At 67.3% G+C, this 16,254-nt stretch carries 15 protein-coding genes and 2 tRNA genes; 6 read left to right on the plus strand and 11 right to left on the minus strand.

Going from position 1 to position 16,254, the window contains the following annotated elements; translation table 11 throughout:
- Position 1: 1 nt before the first annotated feature.
- From DFQ14_RS15360 to DFQ14_RS15375, 4 genes are all read left to right on the plus strand, one after another.
- A complete protein-coding gene (locus DFQ14_RS15360) occupies positions 2-967 on the plus strand; it encodes a beta-ketoacyl-ACP synthase III (protein WP_114453980.1) in 966 nt (321 codons plus the stop codon).
- 78 nt (positions 968-1,045) lie between these two features.
- Positions 1,046-1,285, plus strand: coding sequence for an acyl carrier protein (locus tag DFQ14_RS15365; protein WP_114454065.1), 240 nt, complete (start codon positions 1,046-1,048; stop codon positions 1,283-1,285).
- The gene (locus DFQ14_RS15370; RefSeq protein WP_114453981.1) at positions 1,282-2,529 is read left to right on the plus strand and encodes a beta-ketoacyl-[acyl-carrier-protein] synthase family protein; all 1,248 of its coding nucleotides are present in this window, start codon (positions 1,282-1,284) and stop codon (positions 2,527-2,529) included. Before DFQ14_RS15365 ends, DFQ14_RS15370 begins: the two co-directional genes overlap by 4 nt.
- 43 nt (positions 2,530-2,572) lie before the next feature.
- The gene (locus DFQ14_RS15375) at positions 2,573-4,009 is read left to right on the plus strand and encodes an acyl-CoA carboxylase subunit beta (protein ID WP_114453982.1); all 1,437 of its coding nucleotides are present in this window, start codon (positions 2,573-2,575) and stop codon (positions 4,007-4,009) included.
- 13 nt (positions 4,010-4,022) lie between these two features.
- Here DFQ14_RS15375 and DFQ14_RS15380 read toward each other — a convergent pair whose 3' ends face one another.
- The 3 genes from DFQ14_RS15380 to DFQ14_RS15390 all read right to left on the minus strand — a co-directional run bounded on the left by DFQ14_RS15380 (position 4,023) and on the right by DFQ14_RS15390 (position 6,146).
- Positions 4,023-4,616 carry a hypothetical protein gene (locus DFQ14_RS15380; RefSeq protein WP_114453983.1) on the minus strand — a complete coding sequence of 198 codons (594 nt, stop codon included), beginning with the start codon at positions 4,614-4,616 and terminating at the stop codon, positions 4,023-4,025.
- Between the two features lie 146 nt (positions 4,617-4,762).
- Positions 4,763-5,278, minus strand: a complete 516-nt coding sequence (locus DFQ14_RS15385; RefSeq protein ID WP_246195700.1) for a DUF3145 domain-containing protein — start codon at positions 5,276-5,278, stop codon at positions 4,763-4,765.
- Positions 5,279-5,582: 304 nt separating this feature from the next.
- Positions 5,583-6,146: a hypothetical protein gene (locus tag DFQ14_RS15390; protein WP_246195699.1), complete on the minus strand. Its 564-nt coding sequence runs from the start codon at positions 6,144-6,146 to the stop codon at positions 5,583-5,585.
- A gap of 372 nt (positions 6,147-6,518) precedes the next feature.
- On the opposite strand from DFQ14_RS15390, the gene DFQ14_RS15395 reads away from it, so the two are divergent.
- A complete protein-coding gene (locus tag DFQ14_RS15395; protein ID WP_114453986.1) occupies positions 6,519-7,337 on the plus strand; it encodes an LLM class F420-dependent oxidoreductase in 819 nt (272 codons plus the stop codon).
- 426 nt (positions 7,338-7,763) lie between these two features.
- On the opposite strand, the gene DFQ14_RS15400 is transcribed toward DFQ14_RS15395, so the two are convergent.
- The 3 genes from DFQ14_RS15400 to DFQ14_RS15410 all read right to left on the minus strand — a co-directional run bounded on the left by DFQ14_RS15400 (position 7,764) and on the right by DFQ14_RS15410 (position 9,004).
- Positions 7,764-8,156 (minus strand): hypothetical protein, encoded by a 393-nt coding sequence (locus tag DFQ14_RS15400; RefSeq protein WP_114453987.1) that lies wholly within the window; start codon positions 8,154-8,156, stop codon positions 7,764-7,766.
- Between the two features lie 425 nt (positions 8,157-8,581).
- A tRNA-Ile gene (locus tag DFQ14_RS15405) sits at positions 8,582-8,655 on the minus strand.
- Positions 8,656-8,794: 139 nt separating this feature from the next.
- A complete protein-coding gene (locus DFQ14_RS15410) occupies positions 8,795-9,004 on the minus strand; it encodes a hypothetical protein (protein ID WP_114453988.1) in 210 nt (69 codons plus the stop codon).
- Positions 9,005-9,534: 530 nt separating this feature from the next.
- Here DFQ14_RS15410 and DFQ14_RS15415 point away from each other — a divergent pair.
- Complete coding sequence (locus DFQ14_RS15415) at positions 9,535-11,244, plus strand: putative bifunctional diguanylate cyclase/phosphodiesterase (protein WP_114453989.1); 1,710 nt, start codon at positions 9,535-9,537, stop codon at positions 11,242-11,244.
- Between the two features lie 113 nt (positions 11,245-11,357).
- On the opposite strand, the gene DFQ14_RS15420 is transcribed toward DFQ14_RS15415, so the two are convergent.
- From DFQ14_RS15420 to dnaG, 5 genes are all read right to left on the minus strand, one after another.
- Positions 11,358-12,509 carry a diguanylate cyclase domain-containing protein gene (locus tag DFQ14_RS15420; protein WP_338072617.1) on the minus strand — a complete coding sequence of 384 codons (1,152 nt, stop codon included), beginning with the start codon at positions 12,507-12,509 and terminating at the stop codon, positions 11,358-11,360.
- Positions 12,510-12,694: 185 nt separating this feature from the next.
- A tRNA-Asn gene (locus tag DFQ14_RS15425) sits at positions 12,695-12,766 on the minus strand.
- 141 nt (positions 12,767-12,907) lie between these two features.
- Entirely contained in the window at positions 12,908-13,669 is a 762-nt protein-coding gene (locus DFQ14_RS15430) for a trans-aconitate 2-methyltransferase (protein WP_114453991.1), read from the minus strand.
- Positions 13,670-13,750: 81 nt separating this feature from the next.
- Complete coding sequence (locus DFQ14_RS15435) at positions 13,751-14,299, minus strand: hypothetical protein (protein WP_114453992.1); 549 nt, start codon at positions 14,297-14,299, stop codon at positions 13,751-13,753.
- Positions 14,296-16,194 carry a DNA primase gene (gene dnaG / locus DFQ14_RS15440; RefSeq protein WP_114453993.1) on the minus strand — a complete coding sequence of 633 codons (1,899 nt, stop codon included), beginning with the start codon at positions 16,192-16,194 and terminating at the stop codon, positions 14,296-14,298. The genes DFQ14_RS15435 and dnaG overlap by 4 nt, the downstream gene beginning before the upstream one ends.
- Positions 16,195-16,254: the final 60 nt, after the last annotated feature.

Here is a 16,254-nt window from a genome sequence, read left to right on the forward strand (position 1 = left end):
GATGACGTTGGCCGCCGGGCCGGCCGCCACGAAGATCCTCGGGTTCGGCAGTACCCAGGGCAACCGCGTGGTCACCAACGACGACCTCGCGCAGGTCGTCGAGACCGACGACGAGTGGATCCAGCAGCGTGTCGGCATCGTCAGCCGCAGGCTCGGCGACGACGATCAGACCGTGGTCACCATGGCCGTGGAAGCCGGCGCGAAGGCGATCGCCGACGCGGGCCTCACACCGGCCGATGTGGACCAGGTCATCATCGCGACCTGCACCATGCCCGGTCCCATCCCGAACGCTGCGGCCCAGGTCGCCGACCGGATCGGCATCACGGCCTCCGGCGCCTTCGACCTCAACGCGGCCTGTGCCGGGTTCTGCTACGCGCTCAACGCGGCCTCCGATTTCGTCCGCGGCGGCTCCGCGCGCCGTGTCCTGGTCATCGGCGCGGAGCGGTTCCAGGAATGGTTGGACTGGCAGGACCGCGCGAACTGCATCATCTTCGCCGACGGTGCCGGTGCCGCCGTCGTCGGTCCCGCCGAAGAGCCCGCGATCGGGCCGGCGTCCCTCGGCAGCGCCGGGGATCTCGTGGACACCATCTACCTGCGGGACAACCGCTACATCTACCAGGAGGGCCAGACGGTCTTCCGGTGGGCGACCACCCAGGTCGCACCGGTCGCCGCCCGCGCCGTGGAGCAGGCGGGGCTTCGGCTGGGCGATGTCGACGCCCTGATCGCACACCAGGCGAACCTGCGCATCGTGGAAGCGATCGCGCGGAAGCTGCAAAGTCAGGGTGCCCGTAGCGACCTCGTGGTCGCCCGTGACATCGTGCATTCCGGCAACACGTCCGCCGCCTCGATCCCGCTCGCCATCGATCACATGCGCTCGGCGGGCGAGATCAACAGTGGCGACGTGCTGCTCCTGGTCGGTTTCGGGGCGGGACTGTCCTACGCCGGTCAGGTGGTGATCTGCCCGTGAGTGCAGCACACCGCAGCCATTCCTGAAGCCCTCCCGGAGAGGAACCGGGGGCTCGACGTGAGCAAGGAAGGAATCACCGTGGCGAACGAGGAAATCACACAAGGTCTCGCAGGCATCGTCGAAGAGGTCGCCGGTGTGGACGCCGACGACGTGTCGACCGAGAAGTCCTTTGTGGATGACCTGGACATCGACTCGCTGTCGATGGTGGAGATCGCCGTCCAGGCCGAGGACAAGTTCGGGGTCAAGATTCCGGACGACGAACTGGCCAACCTCAAGACCGTGGGCGATGCGGTGGACTACATCGCCAAGAACGCATGACCACAACCGATGTCGTGATCACAGGTCTCGGCGCGACGACACCGCTCGGCGGTGACGTCGCGTCCACCTGGGACGGATTGATCAGTGGACGCAGCGGGGTCCGCAAGACCGAAGCCGAGTGGGTCGACACCTACGACCTGCCCGCACGGATCTCGGCCCCGCTGGCCCAGGAACCCGGCGAGATCCTTCCCCGGGTGCAACTGCGCAGGATGGACCGCTGTGAGCAGATCGCGGTGGTCGCCGCCCGGCAGGCGTGGTCCGACGCCGGCTTCGACATGCCCTCCGACGAGCAGCAGCCGGTCGATCCCGACCGGCTCGGGGTGGCTGTCGGCACCGGCATCGGTGGCCCGCTCACGCTGCTCGAGCAGCACGACCTGCTCAAGGAACAGGGCCTGCGCAAGGTGTCCCCGCTGACCGTGCCGATGCTCATGCCCAACGGCCCGGCCGCGCACGTGAGCCTGGACCTCAAGGCCCGGGCCGGGGTGCACTCCCCCGCCTCGGCATGCGCGTCGGGTGCGGAGGGACTGGCCACCGGGATGCAGATGATCCAGTCCGGACGCGCCGATGTGGTGGTGGCAGGTGGCGCCGAAGCCTGCATCCATCCCATCACGGTCGCCGGTTTCGTCCAGTCCCGGACTCTGAGCACGCGCAACGACGAGCCCGAAAAGGCCTCCCGGCCGTTCGACACCGACCGTGACGGTTTCGTCATGGGTGAGGGTGCCGGTGTGGTGGTGCTGGAAAGCGCCGAGCACGCCAGGGCTCGCGGTGCTCGTGTCTACGCCCGGTTGGGCGGAGCGGGGATCACGTCCGATGCCCACCACATCACCGGTAACCACCCCGACGGTGTGGGACAGGTCAACGCGATCAACAGCGCGGTCTCCGCTGCCGGCTTGTCCGGCGACGACATCGGCCACGTCAACGCACATGCGACCTCCACGGTGGTCGGTGACGTCGGTGAGGCCGCTGCCGTGCGCAAGGCCGTCGGGGACCACGTCGTGCTCACCGCCCCCAAGGGGGCACTGGGTCATCTCGTCGGCGGAGCCGGCGCGGTGGAGAGCATCGTCACCATCCTGTCGATTCACACCGGTCTGATCCCGGCGACCCGGAACCTGGACAACCTCGACCCGAAGGTCGAACTCGACGTGGTGGCCGGGGAGCCACGCAAGGTCGAGTTGACCGCCGCGGTCAACGACTCCTTCGGTTTCGGCGGGCACAACGTCGCCCTCGCGTTCGTTCGGCCCTGACCGGTTCCCGACCACACTCAGCCCGTCACCTGCGGAGGCATTCATGACCGCTCTGGCCACGCGTCCCGACAGCCAACAGACCGAGCAGGATCCGCGTGACCCGGAACTGCGGTTGGCCCAGTTGTTCGACCCCGACTCGATGACACCGCTGCATCCGCGCGATGCCAGCGGGGTGTACGCGGTGCAGGGCCGTATCGACGGGGCCACGGTGATCGCCTACTGCACCGACGGCACCAAGATGGGCGGAGCGATGGGCACCGAGGGGTGCCGACACATCGTGGAGGCCATCGACACGGCGGTGCGCCGGCGGTGCCCGGTGATCGGGCTGTGGCATTCGGGAGGCGCGCGCCTGGCCGAGGGAGTCGAAGCCCTCGACGCCGTCGGCCAGGTGTTCGCGGCGATGATCCGCGCCTCGGGCAAGGTGCCGCAGATCTCGGTGGTGCTGGGCCCGGCCGCGGGCGGCGCCGCCTACGGTCCGGCGCTGACCGACGTGGTGATCATGGCCCCGACCGGGCGAGTGTTCGTCACCGGCCCGGACGTGGTGCGCAGCGTGACCGGTGAGGAGATCGACCAGGACGGGCTCGGCGGGGCCGAGGCGCACGGCAAGAAGTCCGGCGTGGTTCACGTCGTCGCGGCCGACGAGCCGGACGCCTACCGCCGGGCCCGGCACCTGACCGGGCTGTTCGCGCGGCCGGGCCTGTTCGACCTCCACTCGGTACAAACCGAGCAGGACCTGCGCGCGCTGCTGCCGGAAACCGCGCGGCGTGCCTATGATGTCAAGCCGGTGATCCGGGGCATCCTCGACACCGATACCGACGAGGCCAGCGATTTCCAGGAATTCCAGGCCAAGTGGGCTCCCAACGTCGTCACCGGGCTCGGCAGGCTCGGTGGCCGGACCGTGGGTGTGATCGCCAACAACCCGCTGCGCAAGGGCGGGTGTCTGGACTCGCTGTCGGCGGAGAAGGCCGCCCGTTTCGTGCGGATGTGCGACTCCTTCGGCATCCCGCTGCTGGTCATGGTCGACGTTCCCGGCTACCTGCCCGGGGTGGGCCAGGAATGGGGCGGTGTCGTGCGGCGAGGGGCGAAGCTGCTGCACGCCTTCGGTGAAGCCGTCGTTCCCCGGGTGACCCTGGTGACCCGCAAGTCCTACGGCGGCGCCTACATCGCCATGAACGCCCGCTCCCTCGGGGCGACCACGGTGTTCGCCTGGCCGGAGGCCGAGGTCGCGGTCATGGGCGCCAAGGCCGCGGTCGGCATCCTGCACCGCAAGGCACTGGCCGCAGCGCCGGACGACGAACGCGAAGCGCTGCAGGACAAACTCGCCGAAGAGCACCAGCGGGTGGCAGGCGGTGTCGACCGTGCGAAGTCCATCGGCGTGGTCGACGAGGTCATCGAACCCAGCCAGACCCGCCGCCGCATCGCCGAAGCACTCGCCGCCGCTCCTGCCGGGTGCGGCGCCCACGGCAACATCCCCCTGTAGCGCCCGCGGGGTGTCAGCACGGCCGTGCCAGTGAACTCTCCGGCAGACCGACACCGAAGCGGAGTCCGCCCGAATCCCGCACCACCGGATAGACCACGCGCCATCGCAGGCATCCCACCTGCATCGACGGAGGCGCATCCGAAGGGTCCTGCGTGCTGGTGAACGTCAACATCACCCGCAGGGAGTCCTGCGGTCCCGGCATGATCCGCAGCACCCTGATGCTGCCGTCCCGAGTGGTTCGGTACTCCTCGCGCCAGGCGCTCTCGGGCTGACGTCGCTGCTTTTCCTCCACGACCGTGGTCTTCCACCGGTCGTAGCGCTTGAGATTGATGGAATTGAAGTGCGTCTGCAGCAGGATGCGCACGGCGACGTGGTCGGGATGCTCGGTGGCACTCGGGCTCAGTTCGACCCTGCTCGAACCCGGCTCCTTCCCCGGTCCTGCGGTGTTCGGCACCGGAGACACCGACCCCTCGCTCGGGGGAGCCCCGTACAGTACGCGCGCTGCCGCTCCGGCTGCGACAGCGGCGACGAGGACGACGGCGGCGACAGGCACTCCCCACTTCAACCACGGAATCCCCGAACGCCCGGGGCGGGCAGTCGCACGCACCCCACCGAGCCTGCCACACCGCCGAAGAGCATCGTCGCAGGATCCGGTGTCGGATCCCGTTCATGTCCGACCGCTCCGCCTCCTCGGCGGTGTCCCTCGCCCGCGGTGGTCGGCTTCGCGGCACGGCCGACCCGCACCGGCGTCTCCTAACCGACGTGGTGCAGCCAGGTCACGGGGGCGCCGTCGCCGGCCCGGCGGAACGGTTCGAGAGCGTCGTCCCAGGCGGCACCCAGCAACTGATCGACGCGGTAACCGAACGCTTCGGTACCTGTGCTGCTGGTCGCCAGCGTGCGCAACTGGTCCTCCTTGACCACGATATCGCCGTTGGCGCCGGTGCAGGCACGCCACAGGCCGAGTTCGGGAACGTGGCAGAACCGCTGCCCGTCCATCCCCGGACTGGGGTCCTCGGTGACCTCGAACCGCAACATCGGCCAAGCGCGCAAAGCGGTCACCAACCGAGCCCCGGCTCCCGGCTCGGCCGACCAGGCGCATTCGGCACGCAACTGCCCGGGCAGGGCAGGCTGCTCCGTCCAGCGCAGGTCGATTCGAGTATCGAGTGCGCCGGAGATCGCCCATTCGACATGCGGACAGACCGCAGCCGGTGACGAGTGGATGTAGACCACACCTTCCGTCGGGCCACGGGCGCTGCCACGAGTGCTCACCACTGACCTCCGCTGTTCGACGAGGGACGTCTTCCCCTACGGCCTCGTCTGCACGCGGTCATCAGCCGATCACTCGCTGCGTCATTCTGCATTGCCGGTGCGCACCCGCGCCACAGGAGAGACCAGCCGGGAGCGGTACCGATCCGGCCCGTTGCGCTGCCGCACGAGCTGCCAGTGCCGGCTTTCACGGAAGAAAACCGCAGTTCTCGGCGCTACCGGGCATTCCTCGACCTTCCCCGAATGCCGCAGTGCCCCGGTGGGACACGAGTGTTGATACCACCCGAACGGGGCAATGCCGGTCCGCTCATGCGTCGGGGGGCTCGGGTACTCCGGTGCGGCCACCGTCGCTTCCGCGCCCGGCGGGGACCGCACCGGGCGCTGTCGCCACGTAGGGGCGGCACAGCCGGAACACGAACACTCCGGGAGCGAACAGGGGAACCACCGCCGACAGTGCCGCTGCCGAAACACCGGCCCGCAGCACATTGTGCGACGGCGCTGTCGGGCGGCGGTCCACGAACCGGTTGTTGGCCAGCGAGCAGAGCCATGCCAGCAGGATGAAGCCCACCATCGCAGCCAGCGCGATCACCACCGACGGCTGGTACCCGAGTCGCTCGGACGCGAGCATGACGGCGACCCAGCCGAGCAAGGCAGGTGCCTGGCCGCGCTCGCTCGTGGCCGCCCACAGGAGCCCTCCCAGCACGGACACCAGCGGCGCCAGCTGTCCCCATGCCTGCGCAACCCGCCGACCCCACGGCGACAGGGCAAGGCCGAAGCGGTTACCGAGCTCGCCGAGCACATCCAGTGCGGAGGGAGCGGTTTCCGGCACGATGAACTGGCCGCCGACCCACCACAGCACCCATGTCGACACGCCGAAAGCCGCAACCTGCTGCCAGCGTGGACGGTGCCCCGCAGTGCGGCACAACCTGATCACTTCCCGCCATGGCCCGTACACGTGATGAGCACCTCCGCCACCGTTCCCGGATCGCGCCACCGTCGATGCTGATCAATGGTGGTGCTGCCACCCGGGCATTGCCCCCATCACGGGCATGTCCCGATCACGAAGCGTGCACAATGGACTTCTGTCGCCGGGTGGTGGCATCGTTGCCGCGGTGCTTGCTTTGCCTGCGGTATCGGTACTTCGCCTGCTGACCCAGAATGGGCAGCAGTTGCCCGATGGTTCTGTGAGGAGGCAGGGCCTGCCCCGTGCGCCGAGGCGTGCACGAGGCAAGCCCACATTCGAATGAAATTCGGTATCTCGACGTTCGTGACCGACGAGGGAATCGCTCCTGCCGAGCTCGGAAAGGCCCTGGAGGAACGCGGGTTCGACTCGATGTTTCTCGCCGAGCACACCCATATCCCGGCGAGCCGGGAAACCCCCTATCCCGGTGGGGAACCACTGCCGCGGATCTATTACCGCACGCTGGATCCGTTCGTGAGCCTGACAGCCGCCGCCACCGCCACCGAGCACCTGCTCGTGGCCACCGGGATCGCACTGGTCATCGAGCGCGACCCGATCACCACGGCCAAGGAGGTGGCCAGTCTCGACCACATCTCGGGTGGCCGGGTGATCTTCGGTGTCGGCGCCGGCTGGAACCGTGAGGAGATGCGCAACCACGGTACCGATCCGGCCCGCCGCGGTGCGCTGATGGACGAGCGGATCCGGGCGATGCGGGAGATCTGGGCCCGGGACGAGGCCGAGTTCCACGGCGAACATGTCGATTTCGACCCGATCCACTCTTGGCCCAAGCCCGTCCAGCAGCCACATCCGCCGATCTACGTCGGCGGTGAGAGCGAGCGCTCGGTGGCGCGCGTGGCCGAGTACGGGGGTGGATGGCTGCCACGCGCGGGCACCGAGGACCTGGGGGCGCGGATCGAACGCGTGCGGGAGCAAGCGGGCCGGCGCGTGCCCGTGTCGGTGTACGCGGCGCCGCACGATGCCTCCACTCTCGAGGACTACGCGCAGGCCGGTGTGGACAGAGTCCTGTTCTACCTGCCGACCAAGCCGCGGGACGCGACACTGGAATATCTCGACCGGTTGGCCGAGACGGCCGGAATGTGAGTGCCTGTCTTTGATTTGGCTCTTTCGCTCGAATGATCAGCCTGAGCAGAGTGACCCGCTCCGGCGTATTCGATCGGAATGCCCGCAGGCGGGCATCAGCAAGGCAGCTGGCCACGTGGCGGAGAAGTGGCTACTCGATGTGGCCTGCAACGCCGCAAGGCGCCGCCTGAGACGGCGGTTCAGCAACCACCTGACCAAGTCCCAAGACGGGCTCTGAAAGAGCCGCGGTGACGGAGACGGCAGCCGCCGTCCCGGCACCACCGCCGGGTCACGACCACCGTTTCGGACAGGCGGTGATCGAGTGGTCCGTGCCGGCAGGCAGCGTGCACCTGCCGGCCGGGCCCTACCCGCAGTGCGGGCACTTGGGTGGACCGCCATCCTGGGGCGGAATCATCGGCCCACCACACTGGGAGCACATCGCTGACGTCACTCCTGTTCGTGATGTCCCTCCGGGCAGTCGTCGACCGTGACCGCCTCGACCCAGAGGTCCACACGGTCGTGCTCACGACTGATCGAGACGTGCACGCTGTCGCCGCGTGCGGCAGCGATTTCATCGGCGGCCCGATCGTGATCGAGGTGTCCGCTGTCACCGACGTGCCCCCATCCGGCGTTCTCGCCGAGCAACTTCACCCCGATCCGGGGCGAGTGCTCGCGGCTCATCACGGTCAGCCACCGGGCCACGTCCCTCGGGTTGCGCAACACCTCATCGGGCTCACGAGCGAGGCGGTCGACCCGAGTGGACGAACCCTGCTCCTGCCGTATCTCGCTGTACGCGTGCCAGTGCTTCCCGCTTCGCCGCCAGTCAGCCGGATCGTGCATGTGTTTCGTTCCACTCACGCTCGTTCGTACGGCACCTCCTTCCCGTGAAGGCACGGAACCGAGGGGCAGTGCGGCAGTCCGGCGCACACCACCCGCGGATTTTGATCGATACAGTATCGCCGATCGCGACCTCCGGAGGGGCACACGTCACTCACACGGAAATGATCACACGTTCACGCTCTCCTCAGTGGACCGAAGTGGAGCATCGATTCATCGGCCATGTGGAGTGCGGGTCACTCGAGCAAGCGCCGGCGGCCACACGGAGTGCACGCCGAACGAGCCCAGCCCGCGCGTCGCTGCCGAGGTCATGCCCTCGGGTACCGCGCGCAGCGGCCGATACGGGTGCTGACGGTGGCGTGGGCACACCGTTGCCACACACCCTGACGGGTTCACCGAGCAAGCACGGTTATCGCAGGTCGGTCGAGTGGGGCGGGCCGGACTTGAACCGGCGTCTTACGGATTATGAGTCCGCTGCTCTGACCGTCTGAGCTACCGCCCCGTGGGAACCAGAACGATCGTAGCGAGCATGCACGGTGCGACGGAGCCCGGGGCAGCACTCCCCTCGGCACTCGCGCATCGAAAAAGGTCGGCGCCTCGCACAGGAGACGCCGACCTCGACCCCACTGCGATCGCGACGTTCACCGCCCCATGAACGTCGCGATATCGAACGAACCGGTGATCTCACCGATAACCACCGCGGTCGCCAGTAGCGCACTGATGCCGGCCACCGTCAACACCGCCAGCATGATCAGGTACACGACTGCCTTGAGCGGCTTCGGCAACCGAGTCACCGAGGACAGGTCGGGCAGCCAGAGGTGTGGTTCCTTGCCGATCCCTGGTGTGGACATTGCTACTCCCCCGTTTCATCACGTCCCCGTCTTCCGACACCACTGCCCCGGGGACGGAAAGCAATGGCTCTCCTGTCGTGTATAGCTCATCGTGAGCCCGCTCGGCTTGCCGGAAGTCCGCCGCAAAACCGAAGGGAACCGCCCTCCACGGCCTTGCTGACCTGCAACGAAAGTGCTCCGTATGCGCAGAGCGGTACAGCAGCGACATCACCGGGCCCCGTGGATCGTTACCCGAGCCTGACCTTCTCGACACCCAACCGCTCATGTAGGTGACGAACGCATCACGAGAACACGTGCCGTGACCGGCCGAGGAGCGGCACCGTGGTTCCCTCGCCCGCCCTCGAACCCGGTAACCCTGTGCTCAAAGGCATGACACACGAAGGAGGGGACGCGCCGGCAAAAACCTGCGCCGTATCCGAAAAATTACCACGGACAGTAATTTCATTGGCTCCATATGCAGCAATGATGGGTATAGTCACTCCAACGGGAGAAGAGCTCCGCGACGGGACTGTGCGTATCGGAGGACGCATATGACTCGGAAGACCCCCGGCGGGCACGCCCGGCGGCAACGATCGAACCGGCGACATCCCGACCTGTTCGAGCTCGCCCCCGTCGCGATCGGCCTGTTCGACGACGCCGGCCACGTACTGGACGCCAACCGGGCTCTGTGCGACCTGCTGGGTTACCGACATCAGGACATCTGCGGCCTGGGCGCCATGGACCTGCTCCATCCGCAGGAACGGGCCGAGAGAATCGCGCTGGACGCCGCCGACCCGGGCTCGTGCTCCGGAACCCCGCTACACCGGCAACGAATGCTGGCTCGCTCGGATGGACAACCGGTGTTCTGCGATGTGTGCAGCTCCGTGTCGACCGAGGAAGACGGCAGCCGCGTGTGGGTCGCGGTGCTTCAGGACGTCACCAAGTGGAATCCTCCGCCGGGCACGCAACCTCGGGAATCACTCCACGACGAACTGACCGGGATGCCCAACCGCAGGGGCATCACCAAGCTGCTCGGCCGGTTGCTCGACGACGGCGCCACCGACCGGCTCGCCGTGCTGGTCTGCAACATCGACCAATTCAAACGGGTCAACGACTCGCTGGGCCACGAAGCAGGCGACGAGTTGCTCGTGGTGCTGGCCCAGCGCCTCAGGAGTGAATTACCGGACCAGTGCACGGTGGCCCGGGTCTCCGGCGACGAATACCTGATCGTCTGTTCGGACATCGACGCCGTCGGTGGCTTGGAGGCATTGACGCTCCGGCTATCGAAGTCCCTGCGCACGACCGTTCCGGTGGGTGGAGAGCTGATCGGCGTATCGGCCTGCATCGGCGCCACGGCCTTCGACAATGCCGTGAGAACCCCCGAGGATCTGCTGCGATCCGCTCACACGGCACTGTCCGAAGCCAAGACCCGGGGTCCCGGCCGGGTATCCCTGGCCCATCCCGATCTGGTCACTCTGGTCACGGGGAAGATGCACCTGGAAGGGCAGTTGCGGGAAGCGATCGCCAACAACGACATGACCCTGCGGTACCAACCGATCGTCGACCGCGAGGGTTCCGTGGTCATGGCCGAAGCGCTGGTGCGCTGGCCCCATCCCGTCCGGGGACTGTTGTCCCCGGACGTCATCCTGCCGGTGGCCGAACAAGGTGATCAACTGCGCGAGCTGGATCTGTGGGTTCTGCGCACAGCACTGCACGAGGCGGCGAACTGGCCGATGTCGGGAGGGCGGCCGGTGGGGATCGGAGTCAATCTGAGCAGTTTCCTGCCCGGCGACCCGGCCTTCGTCGAAGAGGTCTCCCGCATCGTCGACGAATGCGGGATCGGTTGGGACCGCGTGGTCCTGGAGATGGTGGAAACCAGCCTCGTCGACCTCTCCCCGCAAGCCCAACAGTCCATGTCCGAACTCATCGAGCGCGGCGTGCGATTCGCCATCGACGATTTCGGCACCGGTTATTCCTCACTCGCTCGGCTCAAGGATCTGCCCGCGCAGATCATCAAGCTCGACCGCCGATTCGTCGCCGGGGTCGACCACGATGCCGCCGATTTCGCCATCGCACGCGCCGTGCGCAACATAGCCCGCGCCATGGGACGCGCCTGCGTCGCCGAAGGGGTGGAAACCACCGGCCAGCTCCGCCTGCTGAAATTTCTCGAACTGGACACCTACCAGGGTTTCCTGTTCTCCGCCCCGCTGCCTGCACAGGAATTCCGCGAGCTCGTCGACAGCCCACTGCCCATGGGGTGAGCGCGAGGGAACACACCGCTTCCTGCTCGAACCGGTCCCGCACCAAGCGCGTTGCACAGGATCGCGAGCCGGGCGTATCCGGGAGTGCGCACAGCAACAGGCAACGGTCATCGCTACGAACGGTCGCCGGGACGGCGACGTCGCCGCTTGCGGGCGTACATCTCCCGGTCGGCACTGTGCAGCAAAGTCTCCGTCGATGCTGCGGGATCGTCGGTGACGGCGAGGCCGACACTGGCACGCAGAGCGATGCGCAGGCCTTGTACTTCGACCTCGGTGTTCAGACATTGCGCGATTCGCGCACGCAACGCCTCGGCCGCCGTGAGATCGTCGACGTCGCTGACGACGACGAACTCGTCCCCGCCGAGGCGAGCCACCGTGTCACCGGTACGTACGGTACCGAGAAGTTCGTCGGCGGTGGCGATGAGAAGGTGATCGCCGGTGAGATGGCCGTAGTGGTCGTTGATGGGCTTCAACCCGTCGAGATCGGCCATGATGACAGCCACGGCACCCCCGTTACGGGGCAGTTCGGTGAGCCGGTGCGCGAGGCGGTCGGCGAGCAGAGCACGATTGGCCAACCCGGTCAGTGGATCGTGCAATGCCAGATGAACCAGGTGCGTGTCCATCATCCGGCGTCCGTCGACCTCCTCGTGCCGATGAACCGGATATGCGAGTTCGTCGTCGAGGGACACCTCGCGCTGTCGCTCCTCGGATCCGTGTCGCCCCACGACCTCCTGGACCTGCACCAGAAGCATTTCCGGCTGTCCATCGGCATCCTTGATGACCGAAAGGAACACGAAAACCCGGATCACGCTGCCGTCGAAGCACACAAATCGTTTCTCGAGACTTTTCTGACCGGTTTCGGAAGTGAACAATTCGCCGACGGATTCACGATCATTCGCATGATCTCCGGGAAAAGTCAGCAACTCCCTCCCACGCCGCAGTAATTCCTCACTGCTGTATCCGACCAAGCGGCAGAAGGCCGGATTGACATACAAGTACCGGCCTTGCGGATCGAGCAGTGTCACCGGTCCCGCAGCCTGGTCACAGATCGACTCCCACGACCTCCCCTCGAGCACGCCACCCTCCTCCCCGCGCAGTACCACCGGATGAGATCTTCTCCATAATATTCGCTCGCACGACAAGCAGAATCGTCGACCTACGTCGGCTGTGAAATGATCGTTTGCCGCCGTCGTCGGCCACATCCTCCGGCAGCAAGCGGATCGCCAAGTCGGTTCCGAGCGAACTCCACCCGATGATCGGTACATCGTGCCGGCACGGCAGCGGCAATGCTGCCGATTCGAAAAATCACCGATCACACGGCGAGGGAGGTCCACGGATACGCACGGGCAAGGACGGCGCCCCGGGCCCACCGGGACGAGCCGACTCTCGAACGCGCCGGATGCCGACAACGAAGGCGGCACCGGGTCCCGGTACCGCCTTCGCAATGAAGCTCCTCCGGCTGGATTCGAACCAGCAACCCTTCGGTTAACAGCCGAATGCTCTGCCATTGAGCTACGGAGGACTGTTCTGTTCTCATCAGCGCCTGCTGACAACACATACTCTAACGCATGCTCCCGGGGCGGGTGCACACCCCCCTCCCCCGTGGCCTGCCGACAGGCGTTTTCCCAGGATACCCGGTCTCCGCCGCAGATCGCCCGGAACGTCACCGCCGGTGCGCGACAACGAAGATCCTCCGGAAGGGAAACCACGTGGTGCCGTCGGTGCGTTGCGGGTACGCCGCACGCAGACGAGGGGTGAGTTCGGTCCGGAACCGCTGCCACTGCTCATCGCCGAGAACCGACCGGACAGGGCGCAGCGCCGTACCACTGAGCCATTCCAGCACCGGGTCCTCACCCCGCAAGCGGTGCACATACGTGGTCTCCCACGCGTCCACCTCGATGTCGAGATCGGCGATCGCGTCAGCGTAATCGACAGCGGCAAGGACGCAGTCCGGCTCGCGCAGTACTCCCGCAAGGCGCTGCGACCATCCCGACTCGCCTGCCAGTTCGCGCAGGGTTCGATGAGCGGGCGCATCGAAGTTGCCGGGCACTTGGAAGGCGAACCATGCCCTCTCGGGCAGCGCGCGCAGCCACGCGCGCAGCAGTTCGACATGGTCGGGAACCCACTGGAGCACGGCGTTGCACAGAGCGACGTCGGTGTCCGGTGCAGGCTGCCAATCCCGCACGTCCTCCAACCGCGCGTCGATCCCATTCGCACGGGCCGCCTGCACCATCTCCGATGATGCGTCGATCGCCTCGATCACGGCTTCCGGCCATCGGGCCGCCAACAACGGAGTCAGATTCCCCGAGCCGCATCCCACGTCGACCACACGTCGCGCCGTGTCCGCGCCGACACGAACCAAGAGGTCGTGCGCCGGTCGATCGCGGTACTCGGAGAATTCCAGATACTTCCGCGGATCCCACACAGCGCCTCACCACCCGGAGAAACAGTACGGTCATACTACAGCGTCGGCGCCACCGGACGTGAGGTCCCGAAGAAATCTCGCTCACTGGTGGCCGGACTCGCGCACGTGGTGCAGCTGCTCGGCGACCTCGAAAGCGAAGTCCCGCAGCGCGGTCTCGTCCGTGCCACGATCGGCTCGGACCTGCAGCACGATGCCATCCTGGCCGGGCACCTTGCGCTGCACGAACCAGGCACCACCGCCCGGCAGTTCCCGGTGATGGCTGGAGCGGATCGATCCGGTGATCCTCGCGTGCACCACCTCGGGCACCCGTCCGCGCGAGGACAGCGTGAACCGCCGCGCGGGGCGATCGCGCAACAACACCGCCTCCCCCGCCGTCCCCGACTCCTCGGCCTCGATGAGGGTCAGCGTTCCCTCGTCCCAGCTCGCCTTGCTCAGCAGGTGCCATCCGACACGGCGAGCGCTTTCGCTCTCCGGCAACCACAGCCCCAGGCTGGTGGCCACCAGCGGGCCACCATCGCTGCCGGCCACGGCCAGCACCTGCTCGTCCATGTCCAGGGAGCCCCGAAAGTCCCGGGGCAGGGCGGCCGTTCCGTTCAGACGAGCCACGAAACGCCGGAACCACGAGATCACAGGGCGCCTCCCATGGCCTGTTCCAGCAACGACTTGCGGTATTGCTCCAACGCCACCAGATCACCGAACAACGCGTGGTACTCGTCGGCATCCTCCAGCGGCGACAATCGCTGCACACGCGACTTGATGTCGGCGATCTGCCCGGCCACGAGATTTTCCTGCAGCCGGGCGATCACCCCGGTGACATACCGGTGATCCTGCTCGGACCTCGTATCCGGTGTTTCCACGGCAAGCTGGGTGAGCAGGTGACGGGCGACCTCGCTCTCGCAGCACTGCCGCACCGCATCGATCAGCGCCGGCCCCGCGAGCCCCGAGACGGTACCGCCCGCCGCCAGGATCGCCTGGTGCAGTTCCCGGTAGGCGGACTCGGTGAAGGCGTCCTCCGGCAGCGAGTCGTAGAGCGGCCCGGCCAGCGCGGGCACCTGCAACGCGGCCTTCAGCGTCTCGCGCTGCGACCAGCGGGGAAGGTCGTGCCGAGGCGGCCGCGGTGGTAGTTCGACCGCGGAGCCCGCCGACTCCTGCTCGGCGGGGCGCGCCCGCTTCCGGCGGGACTTGGCGGGGGCTGCTCCGGCCGACTCGCGAACCCGCTGTACGACCTGCTTCTCGTCGTCCCAGCCGGTCCACCACGTCAGGCTGACGGCGTAGCCGTCCCGGCTGGCGGGGTCCTTGATCTGGGCGACCAGTGGCACGGTGCGCTGCAGCGCCGCCACCCGGCCTTCCACCGAGTCCAGATCGTAGCCGTTCAGCAGGCTGCGGATGGCGAACTCGAACAGCGGCCGCCGCCGCGCCACCAGGTCCCGCACCGCCGCGTCGCCGGAGTCCTGACGCAGTTCGCACGGGTCCATGCCGTCGGGAGTGATCGAGACATACGTCTGCGTGGCGAACTGCTGCTCTCCCTCGAAGGCCTTCAGCGCCGCCTTCTGCCCGGCTTCGTCCCCGTCGAAGGTGTAGATCACTTCACCGCGGAAGGCGTCGTCGTCCATCATCAACCGCCGCAGGACGGCGACGTGCTCATCGCCGAAGGCGGTTCCGCACGAGGCGACCGCGGTGGGCACCCCGGCCAGGTGCATCGCCATCACGTCGGTGTAGCCCTCGACGACCACAGCCTGATGGCGCTTGGCGATCTCCCGTTTGGCCAGGTCGATACCGAACAGCACCTGGGACTTGTTGAAGATCGGCGTGGCCGAGGTGTTGACGTACTTGGCCTCGATCGGATCGTCGTCGAAGACACGGCGTGCACCGAACCCGACCACGTCCCCGCCCAGGTCTTTCAACGGCCAGAGCAGGCGCCGGTGGAACCGGTCGATCGGTCCGCGGCGCCCCTCCCGGGACAGCCCCGCCTTGTAGAGCTCCTCCAGTTCGAAGCCCTTGCCCAGCAGGTGCTTCGTCAGGCGATCCCAACCGCTCGGGGCGAACCCGCAGCCGAACATGGTCGCGGCGGACTCGTCGAACCCTCGTTGCGTGAGGAACTCCCGAGCAGGCTCGGCCTCCGGAGAACGCAGCTGTTCGGCGTAGAACTCGGCCGCGAGGCGGTGAGCCTCCACCAACCGCGCCCGGGTACCGGGGTCGCGCCGCACCGCAGGTCCCCCGCCCTCGTAGCGCAGCTCGATTCCCGCGCGGTCGGCCAGCCGTTCCACGGCCTCGACGAAGCCGAGATGCTCGGTCTTCATCAGAAACGCGATGACATCGCCGCCCTCGCCACATCCGAAGCAGTGGAACGTGCCGTGGCTGGAGCGGACGTTGAACGACGGGGTCTTCTCGTCGTGGAACGGGCACAGGCCCTTCAGCGCGCCGCCGCCGGCGCGCCGCAATGCGACATACTCACCGACGACATCGTCGATCCGGTTGCGTTCGCGGACTTCGGCGATGTCGCTTTCCCGGATCTTTCCCGCCACGCCCGCCAGTCTAGAGGCCGGGTCGGTACCTCCGACGCGATCCCCGGCATCCGGAACCGC

The organism is Halopolyspora algeriensis (assembly GCF_003337235.1).
Classification (GTDB): domain Bacteria; phylum Actinomycetota; class Actinomycetes; order Mycobacteriales; family Pseudonocardiaceae; genus Haloactinomyces; species Haloactinomyces algeriensis.

Excerpts from the sequence above, each read along its gene's own strand:
- DFQ14_RS15360 (WP_114453980.1), top strand. The coding sequence starts at position 2 with ATGACGTTGGCCGCCGGGCCGGCCGCCACGAAGATCCTCGGGTTCGGC.
- DFQ14_RS15395 (WP_114453986.1), top strand. The coding sequence starts at position 6,519 with ATGAAATTCGGTATCTCGACGTTCGTGACCGACGAGGGAATCGCTCCT.
- DFQ14_RS15420 (WP_338072617.1), bottom strand. The coding sequence starts at position 12,509 with ATGTACCGATCATCGGGTGGAGTTCGCTCGGAACCGACTTGGCGATCC.
- DFQ14_RS15410 (WP_114453988.1), bottom strand. The coding sequence starts at position 9,004 with ATGTCCACACCAGGGATCGGCAAGGAACCACACCTCTGGCTGCCCGAC.
- DFQ14_RS15400 (WP_114453987.1), bottom strand. The coding sequence starts at position 8,156 with ATGCACGATCCGGCTGACTGGCGGCGAAGCGGGAAGCACTGGCACGCG.
- DFQ14_RS15415 (WP_114453989.1), top strand. The coding sequence starts at position 9,535 with ATGACTCGGAAGACCCCCGGCGGGCACGCCCGGCGGCAACGATCGAAC.
- DFQ14_RS15370 (WP_114453981.1), top strand. The coding sequence starts at position 1,282 with ATGACCACAACCGATGTCGTGATCACAGGTCTCGGCGCGACGACACCG.
- DFQ14_RS15375 (WP_114453982.1), top strand. The coding sequence starts at position 2,573 with ATGACCGCTCTGGCCACGCGTCCCGACAGCCAACAGACCGAGCAGGAT.